Below are 23,046 nucleotides of genomic sequence, written 5' to 3'. Positions count from 1 at the left end.
ATCTCAATGTTAACCATTTAGAAACTGGTATATATACTTTGAAAATTACACATAAAAACAAAGTTATAAAAACAACCACTTTTAAAAAATAGCCATATACGAGTTAACATATGTTATAAAACTAAAGCACTAAGAATTCAATTGATGACTTATCCGATATATAATATTTAAATACAGTAATTAAAAAAAGAACTAGACATGAATACAACAAATCAAACTAATAGAAGAAAATTTTTAGATAAACTATTAAAAGGAGCTGCTTTCGGAACAGTAGGATTGTTATTTACAAATAGGCTTAATGCTAGTAATAGTAGTAATGATAATAGCTCAAATTTATATGCCATGTGGACACATGGTAGTGAGGGAAAAATGGAAGGTAGATTCCATGATGGAAAAGACGCTATATCTTTTGGAAGTAAATTAATTGGAAAAATTCGAGCTCCACTTACTGCAGGTTATTTGAGAGGAGTAAGGACGGGATCTAAATTCGAGGGGACTTCAATAATACTACCAGGCGAGGCTGCAGCGACTATGGTTTCTACCTCTGGTGGTGCTGTTTTTACGATTTGGGATAGTGGCACAAAAGCTAAAAGTAAAAATGGAGAATTTTGGGTGCATTTTACAATACCTACTCCAGTTATTGCTAATAATGTTAGAGCAAAAGTCTCAAAAATATTGGTTAAATGTTCTTCTACAAATGTCAGTTTCCATATTTCGGATGTGGAATTATGGGATGCTAATGAACGCATTTTTCACAAAAGTAATCAGAAACTTTGGGGACCAGATCGAATGCATGGCTTCTCGTTTGGGCCAGCTAAAAGTGTTAAATACGGTTTATGTATGTCATTGAAAATAGTTGGTGAACGTGTTTCTGCTGATGAAATTTTAGAAATCAGCGGTGTCGGTGTTGATTTAATGATTTGATTTCTAAATAGTCAAGTTTATTATTTGTGTAATCATTAAAAACAAGAACATGAAAAAAATTATAATCGCATTAGTCGTTACGTTATTTATATCAGTTTCAAGCTTTGCACAACAAGGCATCAATTACAAAGCTTTAATTAAAGATGATAACGGTAATACACTTATAAATACTAACATTATAGATGTACAATTTACAATTTATGAAGGTGCCGCATTAATTAATCAAGTATATCAAGAAACACATACTAATGCATCAACAGATGCTAATGGTATTTTAATTAGTACAATAGGTGATGGTAACACATCAGATGTTTTTTCAGATATAAGTTGGGGAAATGATGAGCATTGGCTAAATATACAAATTGATATTGGTGATGGATTAGTAGATGTGTCTACCACGCAATTTATGGCTGTGCCGTATGCTTTAAGTGCTGCAAATGTTAGTGGTTTAGAAAAAATTACTGAAAGTGTAAGTCCCGATACAGGACTTCCATATTATGGATGGAGGTTAATAGGACAAAACCCAGATTCTTATGGGAATATTGGGGTCAATGCTGTGGATTTAAGCCAACATACAATAGTTTCAGATTCATGGGGTGCAACTGGGAAATATGCCTTTACAACTGGTGGTAATACAAGGGCCTCAGAAAGTTATTCTACAGCAATGGGTTATGCCACACATGCCTCAGGCTCACTTTCCACAGCGATAGGTTATTTTACAATAGCCGAAGCTAGAAATTCAACCGCAATCGGAAAATGGAATGTTGGAGGTGGGGATCCATTGATGGATATCCCAACTGATCCTATGTTTGAAATTGGTATAGGAACCAATCTATTGCGAGAAAATGCCTTAACCGTTTTAAAAAATGGGACAATCACAGCACCAAGTTTTGATATTTCTGAAATTACGGATGATAAAGCATTGATAACTAAAGAATACGCAGACTCAAATCTTATAGGTTCTGGTTTAGAGCAAATAATAGAAGGTGGAAACACAGGATGGAGATTAGTAGGAAGAAACCCAGATCATTACGGCAATATTGGAGACAATGCTGTGGATCTAAGTTATACAGGTTTTACATCATTTTATGGAGCTACGGGGGATTTTTCAACAGCAATTGGGAACAGGACATTTTCCTCAGGAGATTATTCTACCGCTTTAGGTTATGCGACAGTATCTTCAGGAGATTACTCCACCGCTATAGGCTCTTCTAATAGCGCTTTAGGAGATTATTCAATAGCTTTGGGTTCTGTAAATAATGCTTCAGGAGATTATTCCACTGCAATGGGAAGACTCAATAGTGCATCTTCATACGGAGAAACTGTTATAGGACTTTATAGTACAGAATCTACACCAAACAATATATCTAATTGGGATGCTAATGACCGTCTTTTTGTTATTGGAAATGGGTTCTATGACGGTGGTTATTTAAGAAGTAATGCGCTAGTTGTTTTAAAAAATGGGACAATTACAGCACCAAGTTTTGATATATCAGAAATAACAGATGACAAAGCTTTAATTACTAAAGAATTTGCAGATTCTAACTATATAAATTCCACTTCAAATTTAGTTCCAATTGCTTATGGTACAGTAGAGTCTAATGCAAATGTATTAAGTGGTACTGGAAACTTTTCTGCTACCATAAGTTCTGGTGTCATCAAAATAACCGTTGATAACGAAAACTTAACTGTATTTAATAGTGCTTGTACCATAGTACCTTACGGTGGTAATCCTCGGTTTTCAACATTAACTTATTTAAATAACAAACTGGAAGTTCGTGTTTTTAATAGTTCTGGTTCTTTAACACCAACAACTTTTCAATTCGTTCTGTATAAATTATAATTAGGAGAAAGTTAAAAACAATAAAACCTAGCATTATGAAAGCATTTAAATTATTAATTGCATTAATCATTTCAAGTATAAGTTTTGCCCAACAAGGCATTAACTACAAAGCGTTATTAAAGGATTCCAATGACAATGTACTTGCAAATACATTTATGAACGTGCAATTTAGTATACTTGAAAATTCAACAACTGGTACCATAATATATCAAGAAGACCATAATTATACTACGGATACTAATGGATTAGTTATTCTAAATATTGGTACAGATACAACGCCGAGTATTGGTGTTTTTGCGGATATAAATTGGAGTGCCAATCAACATTTTTTACAAACCACAATAACTTATAATGGTGGTACCATAAATTTTGATGCTACAGAATTTATGGCTGTACCTTATGCCTTTAGTGCGGCAAATGTAAGTGGTTTAGAAAAAGTTACGGACAGCACAGACTCTGCTACCGGACAGCCAATTTATGGCTGGCGATTAATTGGCCAAAATTCTGCTTTGTACGGAAATTTAGGTGAAAATGCAGTAGATTTAAGTTATAGTGGTTCTAATTCCACGACACGCGGTGCGACTGGTCGTCATTCTTTTGCGTCAGGACATAGAAATACAGCTTCTGGTTTTGCTTCAACTGCATTAGGTAATGGTTCTATTGCTTCTGGTGAATTTTCATCTGCTATTGGTTATTACTCGAGATCAGTAGGAGAATTTTCAACAGCTATTGGTTATGATTCGGAATCAAAAGGACAATACTCAACAGCTATAGGGCCGTCTTCTAAAGCATTATCTTACGGAGAAATAGCTTTAGGCTTGTTTAATACAAATTATACTCCGAATAGTGTGTCTGAATGGAATTCAAATGATCGGCTATTTGTAATTGGTAATGGTTATTGGCAAGGCACCTTTCATAGGAATGATGCATTAATTGTTTTAAAAAATGGTAGCATCACTGCGCCAAGTTTCGACTTATCGGAAATCATAGATGATAAAGCTTTAATCACTAAAGAGTATGCTGATACTAATTTTCTATTGTCGGATGGAAACGTTAATGTTGATGGCTCTTTAACAATTCAAAACGCATCAGACGACACTTCCTCATGGCGATTAGAAACGCGACCTAATGGCAATTTGTCATTATATAGAAATGGTGATTATCGCGGTTATTTTAGTGAATCTACAGGTGTTTATTCATCAATCTCTGATAGACGGTTAAAAAGAGACATTACAGCCATAGAAAACGGCACACTCCATAAAGTGATGCAGCTCAACCCTGTAAGTTACCTAATGAAAGACCAAACGGATACCAAGCGTAACTTAGGTTTAATATCTCAAGAAGTACAAAAGATCTTTCCAAGTATTACCTCGTATGTTGAAGAATCAGACTTAATCACTTTGTCTTATACGGAGCTGATTCCCATTCTTATAAAAGCATTGCAAGAGCAACAAAATATTATTGATGGTCAAAACAAAACTATTGAATCTCAAACCAAGAAAGATATTGTTCAAGATAAATTAATTGAAGCATTATCAACACGCTTAAATCTTATGGAATCTAAGTCAACTAATTAAAAAAATCAATTCATGAAAACCAAAATTATTTTACTCATTACTATTTTGATTTCCATATCAACTTTTGCTCAACAAGGCATTAATTATAAGGCGGTTATTAAAGATGACCTCGGTAATGTCGTTGCTAATGATCTAATTCAAATTGAGTTTAGCATTTTAGAAGGCGTAGCGCAAACCAATGTATATAAAGAAACCCATTCATCAACTACTGATGCTAATGGGATTGTTATTGTCAACATTGGAGAAGGCACACCAATTTCGGGAACATTTTCTGATATTAATTGGGGAAGTGATTCTCATTTTTTTAATGTACAAGTCAATACGGGTTTAGGTTTAGTAGATATGGGAACTACAGAATTTAAGACAGTACCTTATGCCATTAATGCGTTAACTTCTGCAGATGGCTACTGGAAAAAAAATGAAAATGACTTATACTATAGCGATGGTACTATTGGCATAGGTACTGATAGTCCAAATGGTATGTTAGAATTGTCTCATGATAGTTCATTGTCTAATCCCCATATTTTGTTAAATGAAGAAGAAAACGATTATGCACGTCTCAATTTTAAAAACAACAATAATAGTGAGGATGTCCAATGGACAATAGCCGGATATATTGCAACAAATGAAGAAGGAAGGAACGACCGATTGAATTTCAGGAACGATAGAAGCGGTGAGGTCATGACCATAACTGGCAACGGACAAGTAGGTGTAGGTGTCGGAGTTACTCCAAAAGCAAACTTTCATGTCGGAAATAATAAACGTGTGATATTTGGGCAAGATACTATAGGATCAGGGGATAAACTTATGTGGTTACCAGATCGCCACGCTTTTAGGGTAGGTACATTAAACACTGGTCCCTCTAGTGTGTATTGGAATACAGGAACTTACTATGATTATTTTCATGAAGAAGAAATAAATTACATAGGTCTTTACTCTTTTGCTTCAGGACACAACACGAGAGCTCAAGGTACTGGAGCAACGGCAATGGGAAGAGATACTGAGGCAACTAACGATTATGCATTTGCTAGTGGATATTTCACAAATGCACATGGACAGTATTCTACGGCTATGGGCTTTAAAACAGATGCATTAGCCGAAGCATCTACCGCCTTTGGATATGAAACAAAAGCTGAATCTTTTAATGTTACAGCGATAGGTCGATTTAATACAGGTGGTTTTACTGATAATGTCGGAACTGATAATGATGGAGACACACATTGGTTAGCAGAAGATCCATTATTTGAAATAGGAAATGGTACAAGTGATGGGGCAAGAAATAACGCCTTAACTGTTTTAAAAAATGGCACCATTACGGCACCTTCTTTCAGTATCTCTCTAATTAATATCGCGGGAGATAAAGCATTAATTACAAAAGAATATGGCGATACTCGTTATTTATTAGTCGATGATAATGGCATTTTAGAAGGTCCATTAACAATCCAAAATGCATCAGACGCCACATCTTCATGGAGACTAGAAACGCGACCTAATGGAGGCTTATCCATGTATAGAAATGGAAACTATCGTGGTTTCTTTAGTGAATCTACAGGTAATTATTCTTCAATTTCCGATAGACGTACCAAAAAAGACATTACCGTTTTAGAAAATGGTACACTCAATAAAGTGATGCAACTAAATCCTGTGAGTTACTTAATGAAGGACCAAACTGACACCAAGCGGAATCTAGGTTTAATCTCACAAGAAGTACAAAAGATCTTTCCAAGTATTACCACTTATGTTGAAGAATCAGATTTAATCACTTTGTCTTATACGGAGCTGATTCCCATTCTTATAAAAGCATTACAAGAGCAACAAGGTGTTATAAACACACAAAACTCAAAAATAGAAACGTTGTCAACAGATAATTCAACTCTAGAAAATACGGTTAATAATCTTATTTCAAGAGTAGAAAAAATAGAAGCCAATAACCAATAAAAATAAAATCATGAAACGATACACATTATTAATAGTCTTTATTATCACTCTAACATCATGTAAAGAGAGCAATGAAACTAATTCATTAGAACAAAGCGAAATTACCGAAAAAGCAACTTCGGAAGTCGTAACTAAAGAAACACCAACTCAAAGTAAAACCTCAAGTAACGGCATCTTTCTATGCGAAATTAACGGCAAAGATTGGTCTTATACTAAAGCTTCAGGTATTGTTGATACACATCCAAAAACAAAAAAGCGAACAGCAATAATGACGTTTACCAAGAAACTCGATAAAGGCTCAGAAAGTGTGCAGTTGTTTTACGATGCAGACACTAAAAAGTTAGAACAAGTTACAGCCATATTAAAGACTCCAAAAAAAGGAGGTGGTACAATGAGTGCCATGTACCAATTACTTAATGAAGGAGGGAAACGTTTACCAGGTAGCGCAATTTCAGGAGTCATAGATTTATCTAATGCTACTGCAGCTTCAGGAACTGCTGAGGTTTCAAATATGAAAATCCGTTTTGAGGAAGGCAAACTAGAAGACCAATCTATGGCGGTAATATCTTTTACATCATTGAAATTTAGTGGTGTAGGCTATTCAGATCTCGATAAAGCATTTGGTAATAAATAATTACTAAAAAAACACCACCACTATGAAAACTATAATCACATTTTTGTTTGTCGCTTTTAGCTATGTTGGTTTTGCGCAACCATTTACCTTAGATAAAAAGATAAAACCTACAAAATTAGAACTCACCGAACACCCCAAATATAAAGGCGCAAAGTATCTAGAGGGGAGTACAACGTTAATGAAAGACTCTATAAATTATCATTTTGTAAAGGGACATGACGTTTTTCAATATGTAGATATTTTCATTTTTGCTAATGATGCCAAATCTAATTTAAGTGCGGATATTGTTTTCAACACATGGAGTAATGTAGAAGAAACGCAAAAAACTGCTACTTCTAAAGATGGTTATATCAACTTTAAAGTTCGAAGCTATCAGGATATCGGATTTACAGTGTCATCGGAAGAAGCTTATGACATTCCATATACTGTAGTAGTTAATGCAAGCCCTGAGGTTAAAAATTATTTGGGTTCCCCCTTTGTTAAGGCGACAGAAAAAGATTTGGATATAGAAACTCCAGTGGGAAAAGTGGATTCTGCCAAAACGGTGGAAAGCAACCTTTGGATATTTATAATTATCGGTGTGCTTTTATTAGTTGTAGGATTACTAGCAGGAAAATTAATGAGTAGAAAAAAAAACATGCTCTTACTTCTTTTACTTGCAATACATGGAGTATCAACTTTAAGTTATGGACAAACAGTTGGCATTGAACGTGCCAGAGAATCTAATTTAGAAACAGAAATATTTCATAGAAGAGAAAGAAATTCTGTAAATGCAACAATTAATGGGCATATTGATTCACAAATAAATACCATAAACAAAGCATTTGAAACGGAGAAGGCTTTGGAAGACTTTGCCAATGCCTATAGAAATTTAGGCTCTTGTTTAGGCTCAGGTACGCCTCCAGGGCAACCGCGAATTCCATCTTTTTGCAATGATGAAGAAAATGCTTGTGCAGATTGTTTTAGATCTGCTCGTGCCGAATTTAATAGAACCCGGTATAACTTAGAAAAACTTCAAACCATTTACAATTGTTCTAAAGCCTACACAGATGCAGCTGTTGCTTTAGGAGATAATACATCGGGTTATCACGGCGTAGTAGGTATTGTATGGCAATCTCAGCGAAGAGGGATTATGCGAAGCATTGAAGAAGTTGATAAAGCCTATGATTTAAAACGTGTGGAAATGTTAGAATCCTTCCATGATAGCTTAATGGCTTTAGATGCCTGCGAGCGTGCTCATGGCTTAGAAGATTGGTATGATAGATTTGGCGTAATGTTCTACAATTTTGTAGAAATGAGGTACCATCGTTAAATAAAAATAATTATGAAAAAGCTAAGTTTTCTTTTAATAGTATTGATGATTTATTCGTGTGGTAACACATCAGGTGAATCTAAAAAAAATGATACCCAAGTGAGTTCTAAGTCTCAAACAAGTTCAGACTCTCAGACGACGAAAACGCACTCAAATAATTCTTCAGATCGCACTACTAAATCAGAATTAAATGACCTGTTTAATATGGGCAAGGGTATGCTTGAAGCCTCAGAAAAAAAAGGTGAAGCAGATTTTCAATTAGATACCGAAACAATACTCGATATGTTAGAAGAAAGTGGCGTGTCTCGTGAGTCCATGGAAAAGCTTATTAACAATCCAGATAGCCTCAAAATACTTGCACAACAGGCTATGAAAGAGCGGCTAGAAGCACAAAACGAAGAAGTCGAAACCCTTACAAAAGGTGAAATTTCTAAAGAACAGTTGACTTCAAAAAATACACCTACAGGAGTTTCACTAGAAGAAGCTATTCTTTTAGTTCAAGCAGAATCTGGACCAGAAGCGACTTTAGAAAAATTAAAATTGATTGATTCGTTAGCTGGTACCAACATCATGTCGCAGTTAAATTTAAAAGAAGGACAGCAGGTATTAAATGATGTAGAACGAAAAAACGAAATTAAGTCAAGTCCAGAAGAAGAGGAAAAGATGGAGTCATTGCGTAAACTTTCCTCTCAAATGCACAGTGATAAAGAGGCTACGGAATTGTTAGCAGAACTAGATAAGACGGAAAAAGACATTGCTTCTGGAAAATTGAAAGCCAGTCCCAAATATCAACGCGCCATAGCGTATCGAAAAAAAACAGTTAAAACATATGGCAATCAGATTGTTCGTAAGGCAGCCGCAGCAAAGAAGGAATTTCAGCAACTCAATCCTGATTTATATTTTGGAGACGACGTTGGAACAACCTATATAAGTTCTCAGAAAACGGCGGTCTATCTACCTCTAGGAAAACTCTCGTTTGCCGATAAAGTGGTGAAGTTTAACCATCCGAAACTCTTGTCCCAACAAGTTAATAGTGTGCTTGGTGAACCAGATGTGATTCAAGGTTATGATATTGAGGATATAACCGGAGTTTACAGTTTAGGATTAGCGGGTACATTAACAGTACAATTTGAAGACAATGCTTTAACCAATGTAAATGGTCCTGACTTATACATTTTTGAAATTGGACAAATAGAACCAACCGATCTCGAAATTTCAAAAGACGGAAAAAACTGGATTAAAGTGGGTAAGATTGATGGAGGAACTGCTGAAGTAGATATAGGTCCTTTTGTAAAACAAGGAGACCTTTTCTACTACGTGCGGTTAAAAGATCTTAAAGAGGAAAGTGCACTTCCCGGAGCTGATATAGATGCTATTGCCGCTATTGGTGCGGCCATGCGTTTAAATTTAGATAGCCAAGTATTGTTTGATTCTGGTAAAAGCGAATTAAAACCAGAAGGAGTTTCGGCCTTAAAAGAATTAGTAAATAGTATCACTGTACTCAAAAAAGGAAAAGTAATCGTTGAAGGTCATACCGATGATGTGGGCAGTGAATCAACCAATAAAGCATTGTCACTAGCACGTGCTCAAAGTGTATCTAAGGCATTAAGACAATTAATACCAAGTAGCCAATTTAAATGGCAAGAAATAGGCTATGGAGAATCCAAACCTATAGTAGAAAATGATTCGGATGAACATAGAAGTAAGAACAGGCGCGTAGAAATATTGGTGGTGCCTAATTAGGTAAAGTGTATTCAATTTATCGAATTGGGAATTAAAAACACTATAGAGCCCACTATACTTTTTACAATATGCAAAGGCACAATTAAGGCATCAACTTTTGAATTAGAGTAGTGTTAGAGGCCATGCTAAAAACAGTAGATCAATAAAATAATTTAAAACGCTGATGTACAGCGAGTAAAGAAAATCCTTATTATTTTTTTATAGATGGTGTTAACATCCTATGTTTTTATCTCACTAAAGGTAAATGCATAAACAGTAACCACTATGAAATCACTTATTACTCTTAGTTTAACCTTATTACTCGCAACACTCGGTTTTGCACAAAACGGCATCAACTATAAAGCTATTATCAAAGATAACTCTGGTAATGTTATCGCCAACGATTTAATATCCGTACAATTTACAATTCTACAAGGTGTGGCACAAACTAGTGTGTATAAAGAAACCCATACACCAACTACAGATGCCAACGGCCTTATTATAGTAAATATTGGTGAAGGCACACCAGTAAGTGGCACGTTTGCAACCATCGATTGGGCAAGCGATACGACCTTTTTAAATACAAAAATAAATACTGGATCTGGTATGGTAGATATGGGGACTACCGAGTTTAAAACGGTGCCTTATGCCATAAATGCAAAAACTGCAACAAACGTAACTGGTCTTGAAGCTATTATTGAAGGCAATGGAACAGGCTGGAGGTTGAAGGGACGAGACTCCAATAACTATGGTGATATTGGTGCAAATGCTGTAGACATGAGTGTTAGTTATACTCCAAGCACAACTATGGGTGCTACTGGATTTCTTTCCACGGCCATGGGGAGAGAAACAACAGCCTCTGGGAATGAATCTATGGCTACTGGGTATTATTCAGAGGCTTCTGGAACTTCTTCTATTGCTATGGGACATAATGCTAAAGCATCTGGAGATTATGCTATAGCTATGGGTTTTAATCCAATAGCATCTGGACAGGCTTCTACAGCCACAGGATACAATACTACAGCATCCCAAGATTACGCTACAGCTTTGGGTTATAATACTATAGCCTCTAATTATGGTTCTACAGCTATGGGAATTTTTACAATAGCATCGGGTCAAGGTTCTACAGTAATGGGGGATTATACAGAAGCATCAGGTCAAAGTTCGGTAGCGATGGGGCAATCTACAATAGCATCAGGTCAGATCTCTACCTCCATGGGACTTGAAACAGAAGCATCTGGAGATTATGCTCTTGCCATGGGGCGTGTTTCAATTGCATCAGGTCAGGCTTCTACCTCCATGGGACTTGAAACAGAAGCATCAGGAGATTATGCTAGTGCCATGGGCTATAAAACATTGGCTTCAGGAAGTGCTTCTACAGCTATGGGGTCATCGTCTACGGCTTCGGGAGGTTCTTCTACAGCTATGGGGTCATCTTCTACGGCTTCAGGAGGTGCTTCTACAGCTATGGGATCATGGTCTACGGCTTCGGGAGGTTTTTCTACAGCTATGGGGAATCATTCAGAGGCTTCAGGGAGTTCTTCAATGGCTATGGGATCATATTCTATAGCGTCTGGATATGCTTCTTCAGCCATGGGAACAAGCACGATAGCACAATCAGTTAGTTCTACAGCACTTGGTAGGTTTAATGTTGGTGGTGGTGATGCATTAAGCTGGGTAGTTACAGATCCCTTATTTGAAATTGGAAATGGTTCTAGTAATACAGCAAGAACAAACGCCTTAACGGTTTTAAAAAACGGAACCATAACAGCGCCAAGCTTTGATTTAGCCGAAATAACAGATCCCAAAGCATTAATTACCAAAGAGTATGCAGATACCAAATTAATATCTATTGGTCTCGAAGCCATTGATGAAGGCAATGGCATAGGCTGGCGATTGAAAGGAAGAAACCCAGATAATTTTGGGAACATTGGTGAAGGAGCAATTGATTTTAGTGAAAATGGTGGAACATTTCCTATTTCAAATGCTGGAGCTACTGGAGGATATTCCACAGCTATGGGATATGGTACAAGAGCTTCAGGATATCAATCTATAGCTATGGGAAGTTACACAACAGCTTCGGGAGGTTTTTCCACAGCTATGGGATCTTACACAACAGCGTCAGGAATTGCTTCCACAGCTATTGGATCTGGTACGACAGCTTCAAGTTATGCTTCTTTAGCTATTGGAAGATATAATGTGGGTGGCGGTAATGCCACATCTTGGGTTACTTCAGATCCTCTTTTTGAAGTTGGTGTTGGCACATTTTCTTCGCATAGCAATGCTTTAACTATTTTAAAAAACGGTAAAGTTGGTATAGGAACATCCACACCAAGCACTTATTTACATATTACTAACGGATCTGACGCTAGTTATACTAACAATTCAGGATATATGGTTATAGGTGAAGTAACAGGAACTAACATTGTTTTTGACCAAAATGAAATTATAGCAAGAAATAATGGAGCAATTTCAACACTTTTTTTACAACAAGATGGTGGTGATGTTAGAGTTGGAGGTGTGGTAGTGCATAGTAGCGACAGACGTCTTAAAAAAGATATTACGCCATTACCTTATGGTTTAGAAACCATTTTAGAATTAAATCCTGTAGAATACAATTGGAAAAATAGAGAACAAGACCATAAATCACTTGGTTTGATTGCGCAAGAGGTACAACCTATACTTGAAAACATAGTACATATTGCAGATGACGAGGATAAAACGTTAAGCGTTAGCTATACGGAGTTAATTCCTGTGCTGATTAAGGCCATCAAAGAGCAACAAGAGATTATTGATGCTCAATCTAAAACCATTAACACCCAAGATTCCAAAATTGATACCCTTACAGCAGAATTAAACCAACTAAAAACTCTGGATACGCGTGTTGAAAAGTTGGAGGCCATGCTTAAAACAGTAGATCAATAAAATAATTTAAAACACTGATATATAATTAGTAAAGAAAATATTTATTATTTTTTATGGATGGTGTTAACATCCTATGTTTTTATCTCACTAAAGATAAATGCATAAACAGTAACCACTATGAAATCACTTATCACTCTTAGTTTAACCTTATTACTCGCAACACTTGGTTTTGCGCAAAACGGCATCAACTACAAGGCCATTATCAAAGATAACTTTGGTAATGTTATCACCAACGATTTAATATCCGTACAATTTACAATTCTACAAGGTGTTGATCAAACCAATGTATACCAAGAAACCCATGCACCAACTACAGATGCCAACGGCCTTATTATAGTAAATGTTGGTGAAGGCACACCAGTAAGTGGCACGTTTGCAACTATCGATTGGGCAAGCGATACGACCTTTTTAAATACAAAAATAAATGCAGGATCTGGTTTGGTAGATATGGGGACTACCGAGTTTAAAACGGTGCCTTATGCTATAAATTCAAAAACAGCAACGGTTGCTGCCAACGTGACGGGACTCGAAGCTCTTGATGAAGGTAATGGTATAGGTTGGCGATTGAAAGGAAGAAACCCATCTAATTTCGGGAACATTGGTCAAGGAGCAATTGATTTTAGTGAAAATGATGGTGGAATATTTGCTTTTCCAAATTCTGGAGCTACTGGAGATTATTCTATGGCTCTGGGATTTTATACAAAAGCTTCAGGAGTTGTTTCCACAGCTATGGGATATCGCACTACAGCTTCAGGATATAAATCCACAGCTATTGGATCTGGTACCACAGCGTCAGGAACTGCTTCCACAGCTATTGGATCTGCTTCCACAGCGTCAGGAACTGCTTCCACAGCTATTGGATCTGCTTCCACAGCTTCAAGTTATGCTTCTTTAGCTATTGGAAGATTTAATGTTGGTGGAGGTAATGCCACAGATTGGGTTGCTTCAGATCCTCTATTTGAGATTGGGCGTGGTGGTGAAGATTATTTTGGAAACCTAGAAAGAAGGAACGCTTTAACCGTCTTAAAAAACGGTAAAGTTGGTATAGGAACATCTACACCAAGCACTTATTTACATATTACTTACGGATCTGATGCTAGTTATACTAACAATTCAGGATATATGGTTATAGGTGAAGTAACAGGAACTAACATTGTTTTTGACCAAAATGAAATAATAGCAAGAAATAATGGAGCTGCCTCAACACTTTTTTTACAACAAGATGGTGGTGATGTTAGAGTTGGAGGTGTAGTAGTGCATAGTAGCGACAGACGTCTTAAAAAAGACATCACACCTTTGATTTACGGTTTAGAAACCATTTTAGAATTAAACCCTGTAGAATACAATTGGAAAAATAGAGAACAAGACCATAAATCACTTGGTTTAATTGCGCAAGAGGTACAACCTATACTTGAAAACATAGTACATATTGCAGATGACGAAGATAAAACGTTAAGCGTTAGCTATACGGAGTTAATTCCTGTGCTGATCAAGGCCATCAAAGAACAACAAGAGATTATTACTTCGCAACGCGCCGCATTAAATACAGAGAAATCGATTAATGCTAAACAAAGCGCACAGTTAGAAGCGCTTTTAAACCGCGTAGAAAGTATTGAGAAATTTAGTGCTATAAAATCGCTATAGCGTTAAAAATCAATTCATAAAAACATTGAAAAGAATGGACAAGGTTATATCTAATTCAATATAACCAACGTGATTAAAAATAAAATTTTAAGAAAACTACACGTTAGCAAGGCTTTAATAAGTAATAAAATAGACGATGTTACATACGTTACAACATTTGTTACAATAGTAATATCTATTTGCTCCTATAGAATATAATTTTGAAAAAACATACAATTAAAAAAATGATTATGTAAAAATAAAACTTTATCACATGCATATGGAGAGGTTATAATCCATTTTAAAAATAAACATATTATGAAAACTATAATTACAATTTTCAGTATTGCTATTGGTCTAGCAGTACAAGCACAATCCATAGAAAAATTCAGCATCGACTCTGGTGGCGCATCAGTAACCGCAGGTGGTATTCAAATGCTCTATACCATCGGCGAAGTCAATGTACAAGAGTTAAGCGCTGGTGGCATTTCAATATCCGAAGGTTTTATAAATGCAGATCTTAAAATCAGTATTAATCCTAAACTATTTTTACAAGGTCCAATTCTCAATCCTACCAATGCAGGATTAATGAATGACGATTTAAGAGCGTCTGGTTACATTCCAACGACAAGTCCGTATTCAGATGATGCGACTTGTAATGCTTCGGTTTTTAATGTTACGGGTACTAACGCTATTGTAGACTGGGTATGGCTAGAATTACGAGACAAGACAGATAATACATTGGTTATTTTATCACAGTCCGCTTTGTTGCAACGCGATGGAGATGTTGTTGCTACAGATGGAGTCTCTAACATAAATCTGAATATTGCATTAGATGATTATTATATCGTAGTAAATCATAAAAACCACTTGGGTGTTATGACTAATACACCTGTAACTATTGCACGTACAGCAACACCAACTGTTGTAGATTTTACGGATGTAAATACCACAACCTATGGTACACATGCACAATCAACATTATCATCTGGTGATATGGCACTTTGGGCAGGAGATGTTAATGGTGATGGATTGATAAACTTCTCAGGTGATATTAATCGTGTTTTGGTGGATATCGTTTTATTTCCTTCAAATAATAGCTTTAGCTCAAGTTATGATTTTGTTGATGGGTATTTTCAGTCTGATGTATTTCTTGATGGTAATGTATCCTTCGCGAATGAGAATAACCAGATACTGCTATCAATAATTTTGTACCCTTTAAATGCAAGTTTTAGTTCACAATACAACTTTTTTGAAGAGCAATTGCCTTCTGCGTCATTATTAAGAACGGCAACACAGCTTGATTTAGATATGCAACGATTAGAACAAACCCTAGAATTATTAAACCATTAAAAATAAAATATTATGAAAAAAACAATTACACTTTTAGCAATTTTAGTTTGCACAACGTCACTATTTGCACAGAATGTGACGTTTAATTTAGAATGGAATTCGGACAATTCTCAATATGAATTATATGTTACAAGAGATACAACAGCAGAAGAGCCTCCAACAGTTGCAGGTACGTCTTCTGTAACTATTGTTTTTCCGACGGATGGTGCATCAGGAACAAGGTCTCTAGCGCATACAAGTGAGAGTGTTTCTAATTATAATCCAGCCGGAGTTATTAGAAGTCCAGGAGCAGCTACTGAAGAAGATTTTTATGTATTTAACTCAACAGGTGGAGCTAATTATGTCGGAGTTTTTCAGGCTAATGTACCAGTCCTTTGGATGACGTTTACACCCTCAGATGGTAATTCTGAAGCACGATTATTTGAAAATGGAGTAGATCCAGATTCGTCTGGTGAAGGGATGTTAGGAATTAACGCATTATCATCATTCTATGTTATTTCTTTTGCTGGAGCCATTAATGAATATATTGGGAATGTACTCGATGTTGAAACCAATGAAATCACAGAACTATCCGTTCATCCAAATCCTGCTTCAAATAAAGTTAATATTGTATCCAATAACCCAATAGATCGTATTGAAGTTTATGACATCTTAGGAAAACAAGTACAAGAATTAAAAGATGTTGCTGAGGTTAATGTTTCAAACTTAGAAGCTGGAATCTATTTATTTAAAATACAGATTGGCAATCAAGTAGAAACACGGAAAATAGTTGTAAAATAAATTAATACTCAACATATTCAACAATCTCCAAACCATAACCAATCATTCCAACACGTTTGGTTTGGAGACTGTTTGATAATAGTTTTAGCTTGCTCACTTTAAGGTCGTGTAGAATTTGAGCACCAATACCAAAATCTTTAGTATCCATACCTAAGCTAGGCGCTTTTATTAATTCACCTTCCACTTGACTCTCTTTTAACATTGAAAGACGTGTTAATAAATTCATAGACTCTGGTTGCTGATTAATAAAGATAATAGCACCTTTTCCTTCATTATTAATCACATTGAACATATCATCTAATTTCTGATCTGCATTATTAGTTAATGCACCCAAAATATCACTGTTTACCAACGTATTATTTACACGTGTAACTATAGGTTCGTCAGATTTCCAAGTGCCTTTTGTTAATGCAATATGAACTTGATCGTTTGTTGTTTGTTGATACGCTCTAAGTCTAAACTTACCAAAACGCGTTTCCATGGTAAAGTCTTCTTTCTTTTCAATTAAAGAATCGTGTTCCATGCGATAGGCCACTAAATCTTCAATAGACACAATTTTTAAATCAAACTTTTGAGCCACTTTTAATAATTGAGGTAAGCGTGCCATGGTGCCATCTTCATTCATGATTTCTACAATCACTCCTGCAGGTTCAAAACCAGCTAAACGTGCAAAATCTATCGCAGCTTCGGTATGTCCTGTACGTCTTAACACACCACCTTCTTTAGCAACTAAAGGAAAAATATGTCCTGGTCTTGCTAATTCAAATGGTTTAGTGTCTGCGTTAACCAAAGCTTTAACAGTTTTTGCTCTATCGCTTGCAGAAATACCTGTGCTTACGCCATTTCCTCTTAAATCTACAGAAATCGTAAACGCCGTTTCCATAGGATCCGTATTGTTACGCACCATCATGTTGAGATCTAAATCTTCACAACGATTTTCGGTGAGTGGAGCACAAATTAATCCTCTACCGTGCGTTGCCATAAAGTTGATCATTTCTGGCGTTACCTTTTCGGCAGCAGCTAAAAAATCCCCTTCATTCTCTCTGTTTTCATCATCTACAACAATAATTACTTTACCTTGTTTAATGTCTTCGATGGCTTCTTCAATAGTATTTAGGCTAGTTTGCGTATTCATGGATTTAGTTATCATGGTGCTAATTTTAGACGAAACAAAGATACGTTTATTTTATATTTTGAAGACAGCTTAGATAGAAGTCTTGAGAAATTCTACTTCTTACAATAATATATTTTAAAGGATAAATTGGAAGCGTTAGTGCAATAAATAAAGGGTTGATTCGCTTTTTCTCTTGATTAATCGTTTTATAAAATTTTGAATATACAAAGGCGTTCACAACAACGTAGATAACAAAAAAGATAAAAGCGATAATGCCAAGACTTAAAGCCGATTCTGCTAATTCTGGAAGTTTATTGTTATTAAACACAAGATGTAAAACTATTAGAATAACACCGATACAATAACTTATCAAACTTGTTTTAGAATAATCTTTGTAGTCTTTTAATAATAGTCGTGCTTTAATAAGGGTATCAGATATTTCTAAACCTTCCGATTTTAAACTTTCAAGTGAAATATTGCGATCTAATAAATTATGAAGCGCAATCTCTTTTGGTTTTTTATCTAAGGCGAACTCATCTTGATTTTTGATAATCGCAATCAATTCTTCAATAGAATATTTTGAATAAAAATTATAGACTTTAGTATCGCTCTCTGAAAGTTGAAGCTTTTGTTTTGGATTGAATAAGCGCTTTAACGGGACTATAATATTATCAAACTGAAAAACTCCTTTGTCGTTTGTAGCACGTGTGGTTAAATAAATACTTAACGGTAACATAATTGCAGTAGAAAACCAAGTACCAATAATTGGACTAAAACTTCCTTTTTCTGCGCTGTTTTTTGCGAAAATTCCAAAGAAATGATAGGTTAGGAATAGCACGATTGCTACAACCATTGGTAATCCCAATCCACCTTTGCGAATTAAGGCTCCAAGAGGTGCTCCTACAAAAAACAGAATAACACATGCAAATGCTAAAACAAACTTATCTTGTAAAACAATAATATGTTTGTTTAAATGTACTTGTTTAATTTCTAGGTTCTTTTTGTTAGAGTCTAAAATTTGTCTTGTACTATTTGAAGAGTTAATAGCCAAATTTAGAATCTGAAGTTTCTGTGCTGTATTATAGAAATCTAAAAAGTTTTGAGCTATTAAAATAGAATCTTTTGGGATATTTTTTCTCGTCTTTGATGTATCAATATTAACGTTTAGTGATGCATACGTACTTCTATTATATAATGTAGTGGCTAAGGCTTTATAGTCGTTTTGTTGGTTTTGTTCTAAAGTATCTATATAATTATTTAGTTGGCTTACATTTAGCATATTATATCTGTCAGACTGACTTTTTTCGTCTAAGTCTTCATCATTTAATATTTCTAAATCTACATTGGTAATGTAAGTGTCAAAATAACTCCGTACATGTGGCTTGATTTCATTTTTTTGTAGATTATTACTAATGATTTCTTCGTAGTAATTTCCGTTCTTTAATTCAAGTTGAAGAATATTAGAATCAGGGCTACTTTTAAGTTCGCCTTTTTCAGAAACGATAACTTTAAAATTCCCTCTTCGTGTTGTGCTTTTTTCATGTATAACAACATCTTCAAGAAACTGACCACGTTCGCCTGTTTTCTTCGCTACTTTTATATTAATATTTCCAATTTCATTAAACTGCCCTTCTGCAATGGCTAAGGCAGGTTTCATTTTAGCAATATTACGTCTTAAGTTATAAAAATTATATTCTCCCCAAGGAATTACGTTGTTGGCAAAAAAGAAACACCCAATACCAAGTGCAACGATAAAAACACTTAAACTTCGCATAGCACGTTGCAACGAAATACCTGTAGATTTCATGGCTGCAAACTCATAATTTTCAGCAAAGTTGCCAAAAACCATAATGGAGGATAGTAAAATAGTCAACGGTACTACCAAAGGAATTAGCTTTGGCATATAGTACAAAATAAATTTTGCGGTTACAGTTACATCTAAATCTTTACCAGCAAGTTCGGAAATATACAGCCAAACCCCTTGTAAAATAAAGATGAACATGAATATAATAAAGACGCTAAAAAACGTCCTTAAGAAAGTGATAAGTATGTACCTATCTAATATTTTCACACTGTTAAAATTTAGCCTAATATCAATTAAAAAAAAATCTATTAGCGATAATATTTATTTAAATTGAATTAATCAATATTATTGATAAAATAATCACTGTATTTACTTTTGTCAAATGTAAATAAGGTTTTTGATATAGGTTGGTCGGTTTTAAAAGAATTAACAGTTAATGTTGTTTTTGTTCCGTTTTTACCAACTTCAATTAAATTATAAATGTGTTTTGTGGTAGCATCAATACCTAATAAAACGTGTTTGATTTCAGAATTTGTATCTATAGGGCTCAGTTTAATATACTGAATTTTTCGACCTTTAACAGTTTGAACGATGTCCATTTTAAAGCTATAACCATCTTCGTAAAATGATAACATTTTACTTGGTGTAATGGTACTTTCGTCTTCTGTATTATCAGTAGAAATCGTTACCTCTTCATCTTCTGGACTGATAGTGTATAAGGTTTTTCCATTAAATATTCGTGTGATCCCTAAGATATTAAGCTTGTATTTATCTGCCTCAATAACCACATCTCCACGGGTTTCTTGTTTAATATTCTCGCTAGAATTGTTTAGTTCGTATTTAAAGTCTAAACTGATATTTTTATAGCTTTTAATTTTTGTACTCACTTCTTTAAGTAATGTTTCTGCTTGTACATCATTTTGTGCGAAAGCGTTGAAACCTATAGCGAGACATGCGATAATAATTAAATTTTTCATTCGTTTTTATTTCTTTTTTGAATATTATAAAATGATTTTTTTTGTAACTACTAAACTTCTATTTTTATTGTTGTTCATTTTCTAACAACTGATCTAGAGAAACTAAATCGGGTACTAAAACTTGGCGTGCTTTACTACCTTCAAAATTACCTACAATTCCTGCAGCCTCGAGTTGGTCAATAATTCGGCCAGCTCTGTTGTAACCTAATTTTAGTTTTCGTTGTAATAAAGAAGCCGATCCTTGTTGTGCTGTTACAATAAGTTCTGCGGCATCTCTAAATAATTTATCTCTATCTGATATATCAACATCAAGATTTGTGCCACCTTCTTCACCAACATACTCTGGCAGTAAATGCGCATCAGGATATGCTTTTTGCGAACCTATAAATTCGGTGATTTTTTCTACTTCTGGAGTATCTACAAAAGCACACTGAATTCGGATTAATTCATTCCCTTGTGTATATAACATATCTCCACGACCAATTAATTGATCGGCACCAGAACCATCTAAAATAGTTCGTGAATCTATTTTACTCGTTACTCTAAAAGCAATACGAGCAGGGAAATTGGCTTTAATAATTCCTGTAATTACATTGACAGAAGGACGTTGTGTTGCTACAATTAAATGTATACCAATTGCCCGTGCTAATTGGGCTAGCCTAGCAATAGGTGTTTCTACTTCTTTACCAGCCGTCATAATTAAATCGGCAAATTCATCTACAACTAAAACAATGTATGGTAAAAAGGCATGACCGTCATTTGGGTTTAATTTTCTGGCTTTAAACTTGGTATTGTATTCTGCGATATTCCTACAAAATGCATTTTTTAGCATTTCGTATCGGTTATCCATTTCAATACAAAGTGAGTTTAATGTGTTTATAACTTTGGTGTTATCTGTGATTATCGCTTCTTCACTATCTGGAAGTTTTGCTAAATAATGACGTTCAATTTTATTGAAAAGTGTTAATTCTACTTTTTTAGGATCAACGAGTACAAATTTTACTTCAGCCGGATGCTTTTTATATAACAAGGATGTTAATACCGCATTTAAACCAACGGATTTACCTTGTCCTGTAGCACCAGCCATAAGTAAATGTGGCATTTTAGCTAAATCCACAACAAAGGTTTCGTTACTAATTGTTTTACCAAAGGCAATAGGTAAATACATTTCAGATTTTTGAAATTTCTGTGATGCAATAACGGAACGCATGGATACAATAGTCGAATTCTTATTCGGAACCTCAATACCAATCGTACCTTTTCCAGGAATAGGTGCAATAATACGAATACCTAATGCTGAAAGTGATAAGGCGATATCATCTTCTAAATTCTTAATTTTTGAAATACGGATTCCTGCATCTGGTACTATTTCATAAAGGGTAACTGTTGGACCTATAGTTGCTTTTATACTTGCAATACCAATTTTATAATTGTTTAAGGTTTCAACAATTCTATTTTTATTTTCTTCTAGCTCGTCCTGATCTATAGAAATCCCTTCGTTGTCGTATTTTTTTAGTAAATCTAAAGTTGGAAATTGATATTTTCCTAATTCTAGAGTAGGATCAAACTGTCCAAAATCTTCAACTAATTTATCGGCTAAATTATCAGATTCTGATTTTTCTTCTTCAACCGTTTCGACTTCTATTTTTAATTCTGGGACTTCAATAGTCTCTTCTTTTGGTTTTTCCGTCACTTCCATCGTTAACCCTTCAACTTTAGAATCCTTCTTAACTTCAGGTTCTGGTTTTGAATGTTTATTAATAGTAGGTTCTGCCTTTTTTACAGGAATGTCCAAAACAGACTTAATAGCTTCCGCTTCTTCGGTTAAACTATTGTCAAAAATGGGTGTCGGTTCTGTAGTTGTTTTATCGGATTGTAAATCATCTTTAATAGAACTCTTTGCGCGTTTAAAACTGTTTACAATACTTTCTCCAGTAACTTTAAACCTAATGGCTAAATAGGTGATAAGCCCAAATACTAATAATAGTATAGTTCCTATTTTACCAATATAATCTTGAATGAATTGATTCATTTCAAAACCAATAACACCTCCTAGAAAGTCGTATTTATGCGTAAAGAAGCCAAATAGAATAGAAAGCCACACAACGATAAGTGTACCCCAAATCCAATGTTTTCTAAGCTTTGCTTTTGTTAAATTTAATGTTACATAAACGCCTGAAAGAAAAAACAAACCTGCAAAAATAAAGGATGGTAAACCAAATCCTTTAGTAATAAAAAATTCACTAACCCATGCACCTAGCTGACTCGCCCAATTTTTATATTCAGTGGAACGTTCTGGGAAGTTTTGAAGCACACTTTGGTCTTCTTTTCCTGTAAATACAAAGGATAAGAATGAAATAAAGAGAAGCACTCCTATAATAATAAGGAAACTACCAAAAATCAGTTTTTGCTGATTAGATAACTTCAACGAAGGCTTTTTAAAGGTCGTTTTTGTTTTAGCCTTTGATGTTGCTTTAGTGGTTGTTTTCTTTTTTGTAGTTTTTTTTGCCATTTTATGCC

Annotated in this window: 15 protein-coding genes; 11 read left to right on the top strand and 4 right to left on the bottom strand. The window is 34.9% G+C overall.

Features of this window, described 5'->3' with window-relative positions; translation table 11 throughout:
• Positions 1-198: 198 nt before the first annotated feature.
• From HM992_RS15485 to HM992_RS15435, 11 genes are all read left to right on the top strand, one after another.
• The gene (locus HM992_RS15485; protein ID WP_179320308.1) at positions 199-924 is read left to right on the top strand and encodes a hypothetical protein; all 726 of its coding nucleotides are present in this window, start codon (positions 199-201) and stop codon (positions 922-924) included.
• Positions 925-973: 49 nt separating this feature from the next.
• Complete coding sequence (locus HM992_RS15480; RefSeq protein ID WP_179320307.1) at positions 974-2,767, top strand: hypothetical protein; 1,794 nt, start codon at positions 974-976, stop codon at positions 2,765-2,767.
• A 35-nt stretch (positions 2,768-2,802) separates the two neighbouring features.
• The gene (locus HM992_RS15475; RefSeq protein ID WP_179320306.1) at positions 2,803-4,344 is read left to right on the top strand and encodes a tail fiber domain-containing protein; all 1,542 of its coding nucleotides are present in this window, start codon (positions 2,803-2,805) and stop codon (positions 4,342-4,344) included.
• Positions 4,345-4,356: 12 nt separating this feature from the next.
• Positions 4,357-6,282, top strand: coding sequence for a tail fiber domain-containing protein (locus tag HM992_RS15470; protein ID WP_179320305.1), 1,926 nt, complete (start codon positions 4,357-4,359; stop codon positions 6,280-6,282).
• 10 nt (positions 6,283-6,292) lie between these two features.
• A complete protein-coding gene (locus tag HM992_RS15465) occupies positions 6,293-6,916 on the top strand; it encodes a hypothetical protein (protein ID WP_179320304.1) in 624 nt (207 codons plus the stop codon).
• 22 nt (positions 6,917-6,938) lie between these two features.
• Positions 6,939-8,228, top strand: coding sequence for a hypothetical protein (locus HM992_RS15460; protein ID WP_179320303.1), 1,290 nt, complete (start codon positions 6,939-6,941; stop codon positions 8,226-8,228).
• A 12-nt stretch (positions 8,229-8,240) separates the two neighbouring features.
• Positions 8,241-9,971, top strand: a complete 1,731-nt coding sequence (locus HM992_RS15455) for an OmpA family protein (RefSeq protein ID WP_179320302.1) — start codon at positions 8,241-8,243, stop codon at positions 9,969-9,971.
• Between the two features lie 264 nt (positions 9,972-10,235).
• The gene (locus HM992_RS15450; protein ID WP_179320301.1) at positions 10,236-12,875 is read left to right on the top strand and encodes a tail fiber domain-containing protein; all 2,640 of its coding nucleotides are present in this window, start codon (positions 10,236-10,238) and stop codon (positions 12,873-12,875) included.
• Between the two features lie 117 nt (positions 12,876-12,992).
• On the top strand, positions 12,993-14,519 hold the full coding sequence (locus HM992_RS15445) for a tail fiber domain-containing protein (protein WP_179320300.1): 1,527 nt from the start codon (positions 12,993-12,995) through the stop codon (positions 14,517-14,519).
• A gap of 297 nt (positions 14,520-14,816) precedes the next feature.
• Positions 14,817-15,851, top strand: coding sequence for a hemagglutinin protein (locus HM992_RS15440; RefSeq protein WP_179320299.1), 1,035 nt, complete (start codon positions 14,817-14,819; stop codon positions 15,849-15,851).
• A 12-nt stretch (positions 15,852-15,863) separates the two neighbouring features.
• Positions 15,864-16,631, top strand: coding sequence for a T9SS type A sorting domain-containing protein (locus HM992_RS15435; protein ID WP_179320298.1), 768 nt, complete (start codon positions 15,864-15,866; stop codon positions 16,629-16,631).
• Between the two features lies 1 nt (position 16,632).
• Here the strand turns inward: HM992_RS15435 and ribB are convergent, their stop codons facing one another.
• The 4 genes from ribB to HM992_RS15415 form a co-directional block, all read right to left on the bottom strand.
• The gene (gene ribB / locus HM992_RS15430) at positions 16,633-17,781 is read right to left on the bottom strand and encodes a 3,4-dihydroxy-2-butanone-4-phosphate synthase (protein WP_178984222.1); all 1,149 of its coding nucleotides are present in this window, start codon (positions 17,779-17,781) and stop codon (positions 16,633-16,635) included.
• A gap of 31 nt (positions 17,782-17,812) precedes the next feature.
• Complete coding sequence (locus tag HM992_RS19935; protein WP_178984223.1) at positions 17,813-19,816, bottom strand: LptF/LptG family permease; 2,004 nt, start codon at positions 19,814-19,816, stop codon at positions 17,813-17,815.
• Between the two features lie 68 nt (positions 19,817-19,884).
• A complete protein-coding gene (locus tag HM992_RS15420; RefSeq protein WP_179320297.1) occupies positions 19,885-20,526 on the bottom strand; it encodes a LolA family protein in 642 nt (213 codons plus the stop codon).
• Between the two features lie 64 nt (positions 20,527-20,590).
• A complete protein-coding gene (locus HM992_RS15415; protein WP_178984225.1) occupies positions 20,591-23,038 on the bottom strand; it encodes an FtsK/SpoIIIE family DNA translocase in 2,448 nt (815 codons plus the stop codon).
• Between the last annotated feature and the right edge of the window lie 8 nt (positions 23,039-23,046).

This window comes from Winogradskyella helgolandensis (assembly GCF_013404085.1).
GTDB classification, from domain to species: domain Bacteria; phylum Bacteroidota; class Bacteroidia; order Flavobacteriales; family Flavobacteriaceae; genus Winogradskyella; species Winogradskyella helgolandensis.
The sequence above is the reverse complement of the archived record's forward strand: the minus strand, read 5'-3'. Positions and strand labels throughout refer to the sequence as shown.

Excerpts from the sequence above, each read along its gene's own strand:
- HM992_RS15485 (WP_179320308.1), top strand. The coding sequence starts at position 199 with ATGAATACAACAAATCAAACTAATAGAAGAAAATTTTTAGATAAACTA.
- HM992_RS15480 (WP_179320307.1), top strand. The coding sequence starts at position 974 with ATGAAAAAAATTATAATCGCATTAGTCGTTACGTTATTTATATCAGTT.
- HM992_RS15475 (WP_179320306.1), top strand. The coding sequence starts at position 2,803 with ATGAAAGCATTTAAATTATTAATTGCATTAATCATTTCAAGTATAAGT.
- HM992_RS15470 (WP_179320305.1), top strand. The coding sequence starts at position 4,357 with ATGAAAACCAAAATTATTTTACTCATTACTATTTTGATTTCCATATCA.
- HM992_RS15465 (WP_179320304.1), top strand. The coding sequence starts at position 6,293 with ATGAAACGATACACATTATTAATAGTCTTTATTATCACTCTAACATCA.
- HM992_RS15460 (WP_179320303.1), top strand. The coding sequence starts at position 6,939 with ATGAAAACTATAATCACATTTTTGTTTGTCGCTTTTAGCTATGTTGGT.
- HM992_RS15455 (WP_179320302.1), top strand. The coding sequence starts at position 8,241 with ATGAAAAAGCTAAGTTTTCTTTTAATAGTATTGATGATTTATTCGTGT.
- HM992_RS15450 (WP_179320301.1), top strand. The coding sequence starts at position 10,236 with ATGAAATCACTTATTACTCTTAGTTTAACCTTATTACTCGCAACACTC.
- HM992_RS15445 (WP_179320300.1), top strand. The coding sequence starts at position 12,993 with ATGAAATCACTTATCACTCTTAGTTTAACCTTATTACTCGCAACACTT.
- HM992_RS15440 (WP_179320299.1), top strand. The coding sequence starts at position 14,817 with ATGAAAACTATAATTACAATTTTCAGTATTGCTATTGGTCTAGCAGTA.
- HM992_RS15435 (WP_179320298.1), top strand. The coding sequence starts at position 15,864 with ATGAAAAAAACAATTACACTTTTAGCAATTTTAGTTTGCACAACGTCA.
- ribB (WP_178984222.1), bottom strand. The coding sequence starts at position 17,781 with ATGATAACTAAATCCATGAATACGCAAACTAGCCTAAATACTATTGAA.
- HM992_RS15420 (WP_179320297.1), bottom strand. The coding sequence starts at position 20,526 with ATGAAAAATTTAATTATTATCGCATGTCTCGCTATAGGTTTCAACGCT.
- HM992_RS15415 (WP_178984225.1), bottom strand. The coding sequence starts at position 23,038 with ATGGCAAAAAAAACTACAAAAAAGAAAACAACCACTAAAGCAACATCA.